At 62.5% G+C, this 15,252-nt stretch carries 11 protein-coding genes; 2 read left to right on the top strand and 9 right to left on the bottom strand.

The features are described from left to right. Window positions 1–124 precede the first annotated feature (124 nt). Window positions 125–580: a 23S rRNA (pseudouridine(1915)-N(3))-methyltransferase RlmH gene (locus GSQ82_RS14610; RefSeq protein WP_158792964.1), complete on the top strand. Its 456-nt coding sequence runs from the start codon at window positions 125–127 to the stop codon at window positions 578–580. A gap of 170 nt (window positions 581–750) precedes the next feature. Here the strand turns inward: GSQ82_RS14610 and GSQ82_RS14605 are convergent, their stop codons facing one another. Next, the gene (locus GSQ82_RS14605) at window positions 751–4,248 is read right to left on the bottom strand and encodes a TonB-dependent receptor (protein WP_158792963.1); all 3,498 of its coding nucleotides are present in this window, start codon (window positions 4,246–4,248) and stop codon (window positions 751–753) included. Window positions 4,249–4,799: 551 nt separating this feature from the next. Between GSQ82_RS14605 and fusA the strand changes: the two genes are divergently transcribed. Further along, on the top strand, window positions 4,800–6,941 hold the full coding sequence (fusA, locus tag GSQ82_RS14600; RefSeq protein ID WP_254061656.1) for an elongation factor G: 2,142 nt from the start codon (window positions 4,800–4,802) through the stop codon (window positions 6,939–6,941). 169 nt (window positions 6,942–7,110) lie between these two features. Here the strand turns inward: fusA and GSQ82_RS14595 are convergent, their stop codons facing one another. The 8 genes from GSQ82_RS14595 to cobG form a co-directional block, all read right to left on the bottom strand. Then, window positions 7,111–7,851 carry a cobalt-precorrin-6A reductase gene (locus GSQ82_RS14595; protein ID WP_158792962.1) on the bottom strand — a complete coding sequence of 247 codons (741 nt, stop codon included), beginning with the start codon at window positions 7,849–7,851 and terminating at the stop codon, window positions 7,111–7,113. A gap of 85 nt (window positions 7,852–7,936) precedes the next feature. Further along, entirely contained in the window at window positions 7,937–8,692 is a 756-nt protein-coding gene (gene cobM / locus GSQ82_RS14590; RefSeq protein WP_254061655.1) for a precorrin-4 C(11)-methyltransferase, read from the bottom strand. Continuing rightward, window positions 8,689–9,090 carry a cobalamin biosynthesis protein gene (locus GSQ82_RS14585; RefSeq protein WP_158792961.1) on the bottom strand — a complete coding sequence of 134 codons (402 nt, stop codon included), beginning with the start codon at window positions 9,088–9,090 and terminating at the stop codon, window positions 8,689–8,691. The genes cobM and GSQ82_RS14585 overlap by 4 nt, the downstream gene beginning before the upstream one ends. Beyond that, window positions 9,087–10,337: a precorrin-6y C5,15-methyltransferase (decarboxylating) subunit CbiE gene (gene cbiE / locus GSQ82_RS14580; RefSeq protein ID WP_174243079.1), complete on the bottom strand. Its 1,251-nt coding sequence runs from the start codon at window positions 10,335–10,337 to the stop codon at window positions 9,087–9,089. Before cbiE ends, GSQ82_RS14585 begins: the two co-directional genes overlap by 4 nt. 86 nt (window positions 10,338–10,423) lie before the next feature. Beyond that, entirely contained in the window at window positions 10,424–11,512 is a 1,089-nt protein-coding gene (locus tag GSQ82_RS14575) for a cobalt-precorrin-5B (C(1))-methyltransferase (RefSeq protein ID WP_158792960.1), read from the bottom strand. Further along, window positions 11,509–13,155, bottom strand: a complete 1,647-nt coding sequence (locus tag GSQ82_RS14570) for a precorrin-2 C(20)-methyltransferase (RefSeq protein WP_158792959.1) — start codon at window positions 13,153–13,155, stop codon at window positions 11,509–11,511. Before GSQ82_RS14570 ends, GSQ82_RS14575 begins: the two co-directional genes overlap by 4 nt. Beyond that, window positions 13,152–13,781 carry a precorrin-8X methylmutase gene (locus tag GSQ82_RS14565; protein WP_158792958.1) on the bottom strand — a complete coding sequence of 210 codons (630 nt, stop codon included), beginning with the start codon at window positions 13,779–13,781 and terminating at the stop codon, window positions 13,152–13,154. Before GSQ82_RS14565 ends, GSQ82_RS14570 begins: the two co-directional genes overlap by 4 nt. Then, window positions 13,778–15,061, bottom strand: a complete 1,284-nt coding sequence (cobG, locus tag GSQ82_RS14560) for a precorrin-3B synthase (protein WP_158792957.1) — start codon at window positions 15,059–15,061, stop codon at window positions 13,778–13,780. The genes GSQ82_RS14565 and cobG overlap by 4 nt, the downstream gene beginning before the upstream one ends. Window positions 15,062–15,252 lie beyond the last annotated feature (191 nt).

The following is a 15,252-nucleotide window of genomic DNA, read 5'->3' as shown; positions in this document are numbered from 1 at the left end:
TCTCTCTCGCCAGATCTGGGCTTTGGCCCCTGGGGGCCTTCTCGTCCGCTGCCGACGCACGAAGCGTGAGCAAATCGATTTCCCATAGCGAAACTAAGCGTCGACGAGCCAAACTACAGAGCCGATGAAGATCACCCTCACCTCTATTCTCCCTCGCCGCTCCCGCAGCAAGTCTGAGCCGACCGACCGCCTCCTCGCCGACTACATCGACCGCATCGGCCACTACGCCCCCTGCGACTCCCAGCTCTTCGAGACCGAAGTCGCTCTGCTCGACTGGCTCGACCGCAGTCCCGGTCGCATCCCCGCTTACTCTGTCCTGCTCGACAGCCGAGGCCAGCAGTACTCCTCCGAAGAGTTCGCTGCTCACATAGGCCGCATACGCGACGGCGGCGCGCAGCGTCTCGTCCTCGCCATCGGCCCTGCGGACGGCTGGTCCCCCACCGCCCGCCAGCGCGCCAGCCTTCTGTTCTCCCTTGGCCGCATCACGCTGCCGCACCAGTTAGCCCGCGTCGTCCTGGCCGAGCAGGTCTACCGCACCCTCACCATCCTGGCCAACCATCCCTACCACTCTGGACACTAAACCCAACCAATGGGAGGTTGACAGCGCGTCTTAGAAGTATTGTTCTCCCATGGTGGAGAGCAAAGCACTTCGAGAAAAAGTATAGGGTTCTTCGCTTCGCTCAGAATGAAGGCAGTTTTTCTGCCTTGTGCACAGGAAAGGTGATCTATTTCAGAAAAGTATTGATGCCCCTAGAAACTGAAGCGGGCTTGGAGGTTGATGACGCGGCCGCCTAGGGCGCTTTGGGCCTGGCCGAAGTTAGTGGAGGAGACGTCGTTGGCGATGCTGGTGGGATTGAAGTTAAGAAGGTTGAAGAGGTTGAAGGCGTCGGCGCGGATTTCGAATTTGGCGTCTTCGCCAAGTATGGGCAGCTTCGGAAGACCGAAGGCCTTGGTGATGGTGGCGTCGACGTCGCGGTAGCCGGGTCCGTCTAAGGAGTTTCGGGCTACGCCTGGGGCCTGGGGAATGCCTGAGCCGATGGTGTAGGCCGGGAGGGTAAAGTAGGGCTGGTTGGGGCCGGCGAGGGGGAAGTTCTTGTTCTGGCCGCTACCTACGCCGGGGCCGGATTTGAAGGCGTCGTTGCTGGTGTCGTGGCCTGCGCCGCCGTTATAGGAGGCGGGACGGAGCTGGGTGTAGCCGCTGTTGGGATAGTAAAGGTTGCCGCCTGTCACATTGACGACGGGATACCAAGGGAAGCCAGAGTGAAGGTTGAAGATGCCGCTGACGGACCAGCCTCCGACGACCTTCTCGACCCAGCCGTGGCTTCCGTGGAAGATGACGGGCTGCCAGAGGCCGAAGATTTTAAGGGCCTTGCCTACGTTATAGTCCGAACGTCCGCGGGCGTACTGCGGGGCGTAGGGGTAGGGGTCTTCGTAGAAGGGAGAAGAGGCGTCGTCCATGGACTTGGCCCATTGGAACTGCGCTTCGGCCTGGAAGTGATGGGACATGTCGTGCTTTAGCCCGACCAAAAAGGCGTTGTTGTTCGCGCCACCGTTGTTGCCGTAGAAGTCTACCTGGTTGATGAGCGGGTTGAGGGGCAGCCCCTGGGCCACGGCGGTGACGTAGGCGTTGGACTGGATGATGGTGTGATGGGTGACGCTGCCTTGATAACCGACGTTCGCGACGAACTGATGGCCGAGGTCGTACTGGGTATCGAGCGTGAAGTGCTGGGTGTAGGCGGTGGGAAGATTTGCCGGGAATGCAGTGACGCCGATGCCTCCGGAGACGGGCAGATTTGCGCTGTTGAAGGCAGTGATGGCGTTCTGGTTGGCGGGGTAGCCGAGGAGCGAGTGCGGATCGGACGCGATGGCGTAGACGATGGCGGGGTTGATGCTGGTAGGGCTTCCACTGCTGAAGCTGGCGTTGACGATGGCGGGAGGATTATTGGTTCCGCTGGAGGCGATCGCGATCTCCTCCTGGTTGTAGTTGAGTCCGTAGCCGCCACGGATGACGACGCGGTTATTGAGGTGCGGCGGGCTGTAGTTGAAGCCGAACTGGGGGCCGAAGTTACCCTTCTGCGGACTCCAGACGCTACCGCCGCGACGCATGGTGAGGCCGGTGAAGGCACTGGCGCCTGAGCCGAGGACGACGGTGCTGAGGTTGTTCTGCTTGGAGGTGAGAGAACCAAAGTAGGAGTAGCGGAGACCGAAGTTAAAGGTCAGGTTGGGAAGAGCCTTCCAGTCGTCCTGGGCGAAGAAGCCGTAGATGTTCTCGCGGTTGTCCTGGCGGTTGGTGGTGGGGGTGCCGGTGAGGGGGTTGAAGGTGCCAGCCTCGGTGTGCGGGGCGTCGTTGAGGAAGTCCCAGATGTTGTAGAAGTTGTAGCTGGGCCGGGCTGAGGCAGTTTGGTTGTTGAGGTAGTAGAGCCGGGTGACCTCGCCGCCGAACTTGATGGTGTGATTGCCGGAGATTTTGGTGGCGACGTCCTTGTAGCTATAGGTCCACTGGTTGAGGTTGCTGGGGCCGGGTGCTCCGAAGGCGTAGTACGTGGAGGCCGGTGAACCGCCGTTGAGGGTGCCGAAGGTATCGACGGTGGCTGTGGGCAGGCCGAAGGGCTCCTGCGGATTGCTGAGGACTTCATTCCAACGATAGCCGGCGGCGTTGGCGCGAGCCTCGTTTAGGAGAGTGGGGGAGAAGATGTGATTCCAGATGACGGAGAAGGCGTCGTTGATCCCGATGTGGTGGTAGAGATTGTAGGGACGCACGGCGCCGTTGTAGTCGGTGGTACTGACCGGCACCCAATAGATGGCGAAGGCTGCGTGGTCCTTTTTGGTGACATCGGAGTCCAGGCGTCCGTTGTACTGGGCTTCGGTGATCGAAGTTGGATTGACGGTGGTGTAGTTGGCGATGTCGGCTACGTTCGCGAGACCGCCCCCTACGCCGGGGTTGGTGGCGCTCTTCCAGGTGAGGTCCTGTTTACCGAGGCCGGTGGTGATGGGCGAGCCGAGGTTGAGGCCCTGACCTGCGATGGCGTGGCAGTTGACGTCCTCCTGGAGACCGATGCTGGCGCAGTTCTGATTGATGAGACCGGCAGAGGCGACGCCTGCGCCAGGGAAGGTGAGGTAGGTGGATGCGATGCTGTTAGCGGGCGCGAGGGCGTCGAAGGCGGGGGTGTCGTACCAGCCGGTGGCGGTGATGGAGGAGTTGTTACGAATGGTCTCGTAGGCGAAGAAGGCAAAGACCTTGTTCTTCCAGATGGGACCGCCGACGCTGCCGCCGTACTGGTTGAACTGCTGGGTGTCGCGGGTGAGACCACGCTCAGCGGGTGTGCCGGTGTTGAAGAAACCGCTGCTGTTGTAGCGCTGGTAGGCGTTGAGGCCAGGGCGGTTGGCGCGGAAGAAGAGGCTGCCGTGCCAGTCGTTGGTGCCGCTCTTGGATGTGACTTGAATTTGAGAGCCGGTGAAGCGGCCGTCCTCTGCGTCGTAGGAGTTGGAGACGATCTTGACGCTGCCGACGGAGTCTTCCGTAGGCGTGATGACGGAGGTTCCGCCCCATACGGCGCTGACGGTGCTGATGCCGTCGATACTAATGCCGTTGGTCGAGTTCTGCGAGCCGTTGGAGACGACCTGGGGACCGTTTTCTGTCTGGAAGATTCCAGAGCTGTTGGTGCTGCCTCCAGGGCCGCTGGTGCCGGGGAGGTTCTGCGTACCACCGGCGGCGCCCTGCGAGCCGTCGCCGAAGACGCCGGGTGCAAGTTGCGCGAGCTGGAAGACGTCACGACCGGCGGAGGGGAGGTGCTGGATCTGGTTGCTGTCGACGACGCCGCTGGTGGTGGCGGTCTCGGTTTCGAGCGCGGAGACCTGGTCACCGTTGACGGTGACGGTGGTGGAGGTGTCGCCGATCTCAAGCTGGATGTTGACGGCGTTGGGCTGGTCGGGGATGATGCGGACGCCTTGAATCTTGTTGGACTTGAAGCCCTTGGCATCGGCGGTGAGGGTGAAGTGGTCGGTGGGGAGGGCGTTGAAGTTATAGACGCCGCTGGTGTTGGAGGTTGCGGTAATGACGTGGTTGGTGTCGGTGTCGGTGAGCGTGAGGGTGGCACCGGGGATGACGGCACCGGTGGGGTCGGTGACGGTGCCCTGGATGGAGGCGCGGAACTGGGCGAAGGCGGAGGCGGAGCAGAGGGTGTAGGCGAGGGCGATTTTGAGTAGATGGGCGGGGCGGGGAGAGGGAGCCTTGGGGAGGGGCATCATGCTGGGAGGATCCTTTCGAAGCAGGGACGATGAGGGCTTTGCGTTTGATCGTTCGTACACTTGTGGATCGGCCTGTGGGGAGATCGTCGGGCGACGAATTTGATTCAGGCGGTTTTGCAGCGCGGACTTGGCAGTGCGCGTATTGGTGATGCTCGCAGCATCCCGGATTCTCGTGACCTCCGCGAGAGATAGCTCTATTGCTCTAATACACTTTGATGCCTCGGGGCGTGAACGTGATGCCCTGGGGGATTTGGTTATGTGCGGGTGGGACTGCGGTTGCGTGTCGATGCGGGGTTCGGTTTGTGCAAGATGGCCGGGAGAGTGGGGCGAAAAGTCTGGGTTGTTTGTGGTAGCATCCGTGCTTTCCCGGGCGAGCGCCTTTGATGCGCTTCGAATGTGGATGCCTCCGTCGCTGCGATGCGCGAGGGTATGGCAGAGGAATGGGGCGGTCGGATGACGCACTGCATTCCCACGGATTTCTATTCGTAACAGCTATAGGCACTAATAGTTCGCTGTCATCTCGGTACGTGCCGAGGTGGAAAGAGGAGCTGATGATGAAGACCTATATGGGAAGCGATGTCCGCAATGTTGCGGTGGTGGGTCAGGCGCATAGCGGGAAGACGACATTGATTTCGGCGCTGCTGCACGCGGCGAAGATGACGCCTGCGCGAGGGCGGGTGGAGGATGGTTCGGCAGTGACCGCTTATGACGAGGAGGAGGTGGCGCGCAGGACAACGATGTGTAACGCGGTGGCGTTTGCGGAGTGGAGCGGGGTGAAGATCAACCTAGTGGATACGCCGGGGTTTCATATGTTTCTGCATGAGGCGAGGGCGGCGATGCTGCCGGTGGAGGCGGCGCTGGTGGTGGTGAATGCGCAGATTGGCGCTGAGGCGGTGACGGACAGGGTGTGGAACTATGCGGCTGAGGTGGGGTTGCCGCGGGTGTTGGTGGTGAACCAGGTAGATCATGCGAAGGCGGATAGCAGGCTGGGTCGGAGGAGGATGATCGAGCTGATGCAGGAGCGGTGGGGGCGGCAGGTAGTGCCGGTGCAGCTTCCGATTGTGGATGAGCTTGGGTTTCATGGGGTGGTGGATCTGGTGACGATGAACGCGTTTTTATATAAGCCGGATGGGGATGGGCATGGGGAGGTGGGGAAGATTCCGGCGACGGTGATGGCGGATGCGAAGGAGGCGCACGAGGCTTTGGTGGAGCTGGTGGCGGAGGGGAAGGATGAGTTGATGGAGGAGTTCTTCCGGGACGGAACAATTCCCGAGGCTCATCTGGTGACGGCGCTGCATGAGGCGATTCGGGAGGATCGGATCTTTCCGGTGCTGTATGCGAGCGGACTGAAGAATGTGGGGACGGATCATCTGCTGGACTTTCTGAAAGTGTATGCGCCTGCTCCGACGGAGCGAGAGCCTTTGGCGGCGCGAGCGATGATGCAAGGAAATGGTGTTCTTCATGATGTGGGGCAGGAGGAGATTGTGATGCGGCGGGTGGAGGATGGCGAGCCGCTGGCGCTGTATGTGTACAAGACGATGACGGATCCGTTTACAGGGAAGATCTCGTTCTTCAAGGTGGTGGGAGGGTCCATGAAGACGGATACGGTGGTGCAGAACTTTACGCGTCATGAGCCGGAGCGGCTGGCGCATCTGTGCATCATGCAGGGGCGAAAAGCGGTGGAGGTGCAGGAGTTGCATGCGGGCGATCTGGGGGCGGTGGCGAAGCTGCGGGTGACGCTGACTGGGGACACGCTGGGGGACAAGGCGCATGAGATCTTTCTGGAGCCGGCGGTGATGCCGGAGCCGGCGATGACGTATGCGATTGAACCGAGGTCGAGAGCGGATGAGGATAAGCTTGCGCCTGCGCTGCACAAATTGATGGAAGACGATCCGATGCTGCGCTTCTTTCGCGATCCGCAGACGAGCGAGTTTCTGGTGGCGGGGGCGGGGCAATTGCATATTGAATCGACGGTGTCGAAGTTGAAGCGGCGGTATCACACGGATGTGATCCTGCGAGCGCCGAAGGTTCCGTATCGGGAGACGATTCGGGCGCGAGCGGAGGCGCAGGGGAAACATAAGAAGCAGACCGGGGGGCATGGGCAGTTCGGCGATTGCAGGCTGCGCATTGAGCCGCTGCCGCGCGGGAGTGGGGTGGTGTTTGCCAACGATATCTTTGGCGGTGCGATTCCGCGGCAGTATGTGCCTGCAGTGGAGAAGGGTGTGCATGAGTGTGCGGCGCGTGGATTTCTGGCAGGTTTTCCGGTGGTCGATATCAAGGTGACGGTGTTCGACGGCAGTTTTCACGAGGTGGACTCGAGTGAGATGTCGTTCAAGATGGCGGCGCGGCTGGCATTTCGGAAGTGCATGGAGCAGGCGAGGCCCGCGTTATTGGAGCCGGTAATGCGCGTTGATGTGGAGGCTCCGGATGAGTTTGCGGGGGCGCTGATTGGGGACCTCACGGGACGGCGTGGGAGGGTGCTGGGGATGGAGAGCGGAGGCGCGGGGACGATGGTGCGTGCGGAGGTGCCGATGGCTGAGATGTTGAGCTACAGCACGACCCTGACGTCGATGACGCAGGGGCGGGGGAGCTTCAGGATGGAGATGGGGCACTATGATTTGGTGCCGCCGATGTTGACGGAGAAGATTTTGGCTTCGGCGAAGCAGCCGGTGCATGATTTGGATGAGGAATAGAGATAGGGCCTGACGGCCGGTCGCCCTGCGCGGGCGGGCGATCACTTCGTGATTTATATACGCCTTCGGGTGCGGCTCCCGTTGGTCGCTTCTATCTTTGTGCTGACCAACGGGAGGACTACGCGACGCGGCATGTAAATCACGAAGTGATCGCTCGCCGCGCAGGCGTTTAGCTTTTAAGCCACTCTTCTACGGCGGGGATCGTGGTGACAGGCCGGGCGGAGGTCGCGGGTGGGCGCTGCACCATGATGACGGGGATCTGCATCTCTCTGGCGGCTTCTACTTTGGGATAGGTGGCGGGGCCTCCGCTGTTCTTTGTGACGATCACATCGATGGCGTGGTCGCGAAGAAGGGTGAGTTCGTCGTCAAGATAGAAGGGGCCGCGGGCGAGAAGGATGTTGGCGTCGGGGGGTAGAGGGCCGGTGGGTGGTTCGATGGAGCGAATGAGGAAGTGTGCATCCGTGCAGTAAGCAAAGACGGAGACCTCCTGTCGGCCTATGGCGAGGAAGACTCGTCTGCCCAGGGATGGGATGAGGGCGGCGGCGTGTTGGAGGTTGGGTACTTCGTGCCATCGGTCCTGCGGGAGAGAGGTCCATGGTGGTCTTGCGTAGATAAGGAGGGGGATGCCGGTGGTTTGCGAGGCGACTTCGGCGTGGCGGGTGATCTGTGCGGCGAAGGGGTGGGTTGCGTCGATGATGGCTTGGATGCGATGGGTGGTGAGATAGGAGGCGAGGCCGTCGATGCCGCCGAATCCTCCTTTTCTGATCTCGCAACTCTGATTGGGTACGCGTGGGTGTTCGACTCGACCGGCGAGGGAGTAGATCAGGCGGAAGCGCTCGTTCGTGGAGAGGTGGTTGGCTAGTTCGAGAGCGTCGCTTGTGCCTCCGAGGATGAGGATGCGTTTGGTCATGGTTTTATAGAAAGATATGCCCTGCCCGGACGGCGATCACTTCGTGATTTATATACCCTTCGGGTGCGGCTCCCGTTGGTCGCTGTTACTCTGTGCGGTCTCGGGCTTTGGAGTAGAGGTAACTTTCGCCGAAGGCGGTTTGGCCCAGCGATCTGCCGACGAAGATGAGGGCGTTGCGCTCGATGCCCGATTGAGCGATGACCTCTTTGATTTCGGCGAGGGTGCTACGGAGAATCTTTTCGTCGGGCCAACTGGCGCGGTAGACCACCGCGACGGGGCAGTCGGGGCCGTAGAGCGGTGAGAGCTGAGAGACGATCTGGTCGAGGTTCTGGATGGAGAGATGGATGGCCATGGTAGCGCCGGTGCGGCCGAGGGTGATGAGGTCTTCGCCGAGAGGCATCTTGGTGGAGCGGGTTGCGGTGCGGGTGAGGATGAGGGTCTGGGCGACCTCGGGGAGGGTGAGCTCCTGGCCGAGAGCGGCGGCAGAGGCGGCGAAGGATGGCACTCCGGGGGTGATGTCGTAGGGGATGCCGAGAGCGGTGAGGCGGCGGGTCTGTTCGGCGAGCGCGCTCCATATGGAAAGGTCGCCGGAGTGGAGGCGGGCTACGTCGAGGTTGCGCTTATATGCGTCGACGATCTCTTCGATGATCTGGTCGAGGGTGAGTTCGGAGGTGTCGACGATGCGGGCTCCGGGTGGCGCGTGGGCGAGGATGCCCTGGGGTATGAGCGAGCCGGCGTAGAGACAGACGGGCGAGGATTGGATGAGGTCGCGGCCGCGGAGGGTGAGGAGGTCGCTGGCTCCGGGGCCGGCTCCGATGAAGTGAACTGTCATGTTTGTCATGGAAGAACCGCCATTGCGCAGGTGCATTGATTGCCGGTTTGACGCTCGAGGAGGAGATGGGCGCGGTCTCCCAGGGCGGCGAGGGCGGCGGCCTCAGCGATGCTGGGGCTGCCAGTGGTGCGGGCGGCGATGGAGGATATGGTTTTGACGCCGCGGACTTCGGCGAGGACAGTTGCGGGAAAAAGAACGAGGCGGAGACCAAGCGTGGAGGCTACGACGGAGGCGATGTCGGCGCGGCGGTCGAGGGTGGCGAGGATTGTTGGGATGGTTGGGTGTTGGGTTGTGCTTGCGGTTGTGGCGGCATCGACTTTGAGGATGCAGCTTTGAATGAGAGTAAGGATGTCTTGAGCGACTGCTTTGGACGAGGCTCCGATGCCGATGGCTATCTGTTGGGTCATGACTTGGTTGCCGCCAGTTGGGTGATGGGGCTGAGGGGACGCCATGCGAGCATGCCGCCGATGGGGGCTGCGCGGGAGACGGCGATGCGGATGAGGTCGCCGCCGTGGGTGGCCTGCCAGGCGGCGAGAGCGGCTTCGCCGGCGACGGTGACGGTGTTGGCGACGAGGCGGCCGCCGATGGGAAGACGACTCCAGCAGGCTTCGATGAGGCCGGGTACGGTGATGCCTCCGCCGAGGAAGATTGCGTCGGGCGGGGGGGTATCTCTTGCGTCGTATCCCCTGAGACCTGCACCTTCGAAGATGGCTGGGGCGGAGCCTAAGACGACTTGCAGGCCGGGTACGCCGAGGCGGCGGGCGTTGACGGCGATGCGGTCGGCGCGGTCCTGACGCTGCTCGAAGGCGATGCAGCGGCAGGAGGGATGGACGCGCATCCACTCGATGCCGACGGTGCCGGTGCCTGCGCCGACGTCCCACAGGGTTTGGCCGGGGAGAGGTGCGAGGCGGGCGAGGGTGGCGGCGCGGACCTCTCGTTTGGTGAACTGGCCGTCGGTGTCGAAGGCGTCATCGTGGAGGCCCGGGATGGGTGAGAGGGGATGGGCTGTGGGATCGGCTACGCAGAGGACGGCGATGACGTTGAGGTCGGCGAACTCGTTGGCGGGCAAGGAGGAGGCGATGGTGTCGTGCCGGGTTTCGGCGGGGCCTCCGATGCGGTCGAAGACGGTGACCTGGCTGCGGCTGTAGCCGTGGCGTTGCAGAAGATCGATTGCGGCGGCGGGGGTGGTGCGGTCGCGGGAGTAGATGACGAGGCGCTGGCCGGGGTAGAGATGGCGGACGATGGACTCGGCGGGGCTGTTGACGAGGGAGACGAGGGGGGTGTCGGAGCTGGGCCAGCCGAGGCGGGCGCAGGCGAGGGTAAAGGCGGAGAGCTGCGGGAGGACTTGGTACTCGGAGGGGTCGAGGCGGCGGGTGATGAGGGTGCCGATGCCATGAAACATGGGATCGCCGCTGGCCAGGACACAGACTTTAGTGTGGCCTCTGTAGTGGGTGAGGAGGTCATCTACACTTTGAGAGATCTGGGATTGCCAGATGTGTCTGGTCGCTGAGTTGGGTGGTATGAGGGCGAGGTGGCGTGCGCCTCCGAAGAGGACCTCAGCGGATGCGACGGCTTGGCGTGCGGTGGAGGTGAGACCGTCCCAACCATCTTCACCAACTCCTACGATCGATAGCCATGGGCTGATGGGGGACATAGTTCCTGTGCGATTCCGAGGGTGTGTAATGAGAGGTTTGGCTTCTTCTAATTTATCAAGTGGTGGCATGTGAGATGGACTGTCTCTCAGGCTGGGCCGGGAGCGGAGGCGATGGGGGTGCCTTCGCGGTCGATGATGACGACGTCGAGGGTGATGGGGGTTCCTTCGAGGACGCGCTCTGCGACGGCGCGGGCTTGGAGAGCGACCGCCTGGGCGAGGGGGACGCCTTGTCTGGTGGCGAGCTGAAGGGTCTCGAGGCCGGTGTTGGAGTGAAGGATCTGCTGTTGGAGTTCGGGCGAGGCTCCGAGAGTTGCGGCGAGTTGGGAGAGCTCGGCGAGGTTGAGCTGACTGCGGGCTGAGTGAAGATCGAGGCGGCCCTGGGCAAGCTTGGAGATCTTGGCGAAGCCTCCGGCGATGGTGACGCGCGGCACGGGATGGGTGCGGATGTATTTGAGCATGCCGCCGACGAAGTCGCCCATGTCGATGAGGGCGCTCTCGCTGAGTTGATAGAGGTGGGCGACGGCGGCCTCTGAGGTGGAACCGGTGGCTCCAGCGATGTGGGGAAGGTTGAGGGCGCGGGCGACGTCAATACCTTCGTGGATAGAGGCGATCCAGGCGGCGCAGGAGTAGGGGATGACGATACCGGTGGTGCCGAGGATGGATAAGCCGCCGAGGATTCCCAGGCGGGGGTTCATGGTCTTGAGGGCGATGGCTTCGCCGTTGGGGATGGAGATCTCGATGATGACGTCGGTGGTGTCGGAGAGCTGATGAGCGACCTCGGCGATGGCGGTTCGCATCATCTCCCTGGGCATAGGGTTGATGGCTGGTTCTCCGATGGCAAGGGGGAGACCGGGCTTGGTGACGGTGCCTACGCCGGGACCGGCGCGGAAGCTGACTCCGGTGTTGAGCTGGGCGCGGCGCACGGTGGCGAGGATGAGGGCACCGTGAGTGACGTCGGGATCGTCGCCTGCATCTTTTACGATGCCGGCGGTGGCGTAATCGTCGCCGTGGGTTTGTTGAGCGAGGACGAAGGAGACCTGGCGGCCGGCGGGGAGGGTGATCTGGATGGGGTCCGGAAAGCTGCCGGTGAGGAGGGCGGTGTAGGCTGCCTTGGCCGCGGCCGTCGCGCAGGCGCCGGTGGTCCATCCGCGACGGAGGGCAGTGGGGAGGGTCACGGGGTTGCGGCTCCGGTTGCGATCTCCATGCCTATCTCTTTTGTTCCTTCTTTTGTCGCTGCTGAAGTGAGGGCGTCAGTTTTTAAGTCGGCAGTGCCGTAGGTTCGGGGGGTGTAGACGAGCTTGCGGCCATCGGCGAGGGCGAACATCTTTGTGGTCGAGGAGCCGATGAGGAGGATGGTCTGCATATCTACGGTTGCAGGGTCGAGGCTGCCGAGATCGGTGATGACGACGCGCTCGTTGGGCTTGCCGAGATTGTAGCCGAGGACGACGGGTGTCTGCGGAAGACGATATTGGAGCATGATCTCGCGGGCTTCGCCGAGCTGCCATCTGCGCTCGGAGGAGACCGGGTTGTAGAGGGCGAGGCCGAGATCGGCGCTCATGGCGGCTCGGATGCGCTGAGTGATGATCTCCCATGGCTTGAGGCGATTGGAGAGGGAGAGGACGCAGAAGTCGTGGCCGAGGGGAGCTCCGGCGCGCGCGGCTGCGGCCTGCATGGCGGAGACGCCGGGGAGAACGCGGAGTTGGATGGAGCGCCAGGCTTCTGGGCCTTCTTCGATGGCCTGCACGACTGCGGTGGCCATGGCGAAGATACCGGGATCGCCGGAGGAGACGACGCAGACGCGACGGCCCGATGCAGCGAGAGCGAGTGCATCGCGTGCGCGCTCGGCTTCGACCTTGTTGTCGGAGCCGTGGTGGCGCTGGCCGGGATGGTGTGGGACGCGGTCGAGGTAGGGTTGATAGCCGACGAGGTCAGTGGCTTCGTGGAGAGCTTGCTGGACCTCGGGTGTTATCCAGTCAGGATCGCCGGGGCCGAGGCCGAGGACTACGATCTCTGGCTGGTTCGAGGCGTTCGTGGTGTGCGCGGTTTCGTTCGCTGCAGGATCTGAGATAGCGTTTGGGACCGCGTTTGGAATGACGATGAGGGAGAAGTATGGGACGGACTCGGGATCTACATCTTGCACGCGGAGGACGCGTTCGGCGGCCATGGTGGCGCGCTCGATGTAGTAGGCGCGGTCTTCTATGCGGGCGCGGCGGAGGGCATTTTTTACCTTGGCGAAGTTGCGGCCGATTTTGATGATGACGAATGCGCCGGGCTGTCTGAGTTTCTGTTCGAGCTGATCTTCGGAGAGCGTTGCGGGCAGCACGGTCATGACAGAATCGCGGCGCACGAGCGCGATGCCGAGGCGCGAGGAGGCTGCGGTGACGGAGGATATTCCGGGCACGACCTCGGTGAGGAAACGATGGGCGAGGCGGTCGTGCAAGTACATGTACGAGCCGTAGAAGAAGGGGTCGCCTTCGCAGAGGACGGCGACGTCGCGGCCCTGCTGGAGGTGGACGCTGATCTCTTCGGCGGTGCGGTCGTAGAAGTCTTCGATTGCAGCGTCGTAGCCACCGGGGTCGCTGGGAGCTTCTGTGGTGAGGGGATAGACCATGGGAAGTTCGATCTGTCCGTGGGTGAGCTCGGAGGCGACGATGGAGCGGGCTATGCTGCGACCGTGCTTTGCGGTGGGGAAGGCGATGACGTGCGCCTCGCGGATGATGCGCAGGGCCTTAAGGGTAACGAGTTCGGGATCGCCTGGGCCGAGGCCTACTCCGAAGAGACGTCCAGGCTGCGTTGGCGGATGCGTTGGAAGGGTCATTCTGCCTCGCTCGCCAGCGCGTTGACGGCGGCGGCAGCCATTGCACTTCCGCCGCGACGGCCAAGGACGGTGATGTAAGGGAGGCCGAGTTGGTTGCGGGCGAGGGCGTCCTTCGACTCTGCCGCGCCTACGAAGCCGACGGGGATGCCGAGGATGAGTGCAGGCTTGGGTGCGCCTGTTTCGAGAAGCTCAAGCAGGCGAAAGAGAGCGGTGGGCGCGTTGCCGATGACAACGACGGAGCCGCCGAGGCGGTCGCTCCACAGGTCGAGTGCAGCGGCACTGCGCGTGGTTCCAAGCTGTGCGGCGAGTGCTAGGGTGCGGGGATCAGCGAGGGTACAGACGACTTCGTTTTGGCTGGGAAGCCTGGAGCGGGTGATGCCTTTGGCCGACATCTCGGAGTCGCAGAGAAGCGGCGCGCCGGAGAGCAGGGCCTTTCGTCCGGCCTCGGCTGCTCCTTGCGAGGCGGAGATGTACTTCGGAAGATCGGTCATGCCGCAAGCATGGATCATGCGGACGACGACGCGGCTCAGCTCCGGCGAGAAGCGGGAGAGATCGGCTTCGGCTCGGATGATTGCAAAGGATTCGCGATAGATCGCTGCACCGTCTTTGACGTACGTAAGACTCATAGTTCGCTTTCTGGTCGTGGCTCGCCGGATAGCGAAGAGACAGCCAAGTCAATCGCAGCTTCAGACGAACATCCGGGACGGAGAGGGGCTCCGTCCAGCTTTAGGTTATACCCGGATGGGGTTGCGACCAACTCCACGGTGGCGCCGTTGCGCATGGCACAGCGCTTGTCGCAGCCGGAGAGGTTGATGGTCCAGCCTTGATAGATTTTGCTTCCGGCTAAACGTTGTGCCAGCAGGGCTGCATCGTGGCGGACGTCGGCGAGTGAGGAGGCGCATCCGCTGATGCCTGCGCAGGCGGCGATGCCGGCGAATCCATCGCTGGCGTCAGAGGGAAGGCCGAGGTTCTGTAGCTCGGCGAGGATGGTGTCGATTGCTTGTGCGGGAAGTGATGCAAGGACGACTCCGCGCCAGGGGGCGAGCCGGAGATCGGCTTCGTAGCGGAGTGCAATCTCTGCGACGCCTTGTGCCTGTGTCGAGGTCATGCGTCCGAGGGGGATGGACGGGATGATGTGGATTTGGCCTCGTTGTGTGGAGGGGATGATGCCGATGGGAGCGGGTGAGATCTGCGGGGAGTGCGCTGGAGTTGGGCATGGGAGAAGCATGGGTGAGAGGCGGGCGATGAGTTGAGCGAGTGCACCGTCTGTGGAGGCGATTTTTTTTGCGCGGCAGGGGATTGCGTGTTCGGCGGAGAGAGCGAGGCATGTGTGTGCGGCTTCGACCATGCACTCGACGGCGTGTTCGACAGCTACGGCGAGGCCGGATGCGACGCCTCCGATGGTGAGGTGCAAACGTATGCTACCGGAAAGATCGATGGCGCTGAGGGCGATGTCGGCTGCGTCGGTGTCGAAGCGTCGTCCTCCTCCGTCGATCAGAAAGTTGAACTTGGGTGGGAGCGATGCGAGGGATGGGTCGTTGATGAGCGCGTGATCGAGGCTTCGTACCAGCGGGCGAGCGTCCAGTAGCTCTTCGGGGTCGAGGCCAGCGAGGGGGCTGGCGGCGATGTTGCGAATGCGGTCGTGCGGGACGGAGGGGATGAGGTCGACGGAGGCGAGGGCTTCGACGAGCGAGGCGAGATCCTGCTGGCGGATGCCGCGCAGCTGGATGTTAGCGCGGGCGGTGATGTCGACGATGGGCTGGCCGAAGGCTTCGGCGGCGTGGGCGATTGCCTTGAGCTGGTTGCCGTCGATCAGGCCGCCGGGAGTTCTTATGCGAACCAGCAAGCCATCTTTCGCCGGAACCGCGTGAAGTATCCCGGGGCAAAGATTATCTGCTGTCTGCATCACAACTCCCGTGAGGATATTTTACGGGATGGGAGCTTCAAACCCTTTTGGACAGAGGCTATCTGACAAACAGATGACAAAGATCCGTAAGACTCTGCGGGCGTCCGAAAGCGAACAGGATTTGCGAAAGTGGACATATGTGGAGGTGGAGGTTTCGTTGCGGTCTGTGGCTATTTCTTCTGTGATGAGCG

Source organism: Granulicella sp. L60 (genome assembly GCF_009765825.1).
In the GTDB taxonomy this organism is placed as follows: Bacteria; Acidobacteriota; Terriglobia; order Terriglobales; family Acidobacteriaceae; genus Edaphobacter.
Note: the sequence above shows the minus strand (reverse complement) of the source record. Positions and strands in the feature narration are given on the sequence as shown.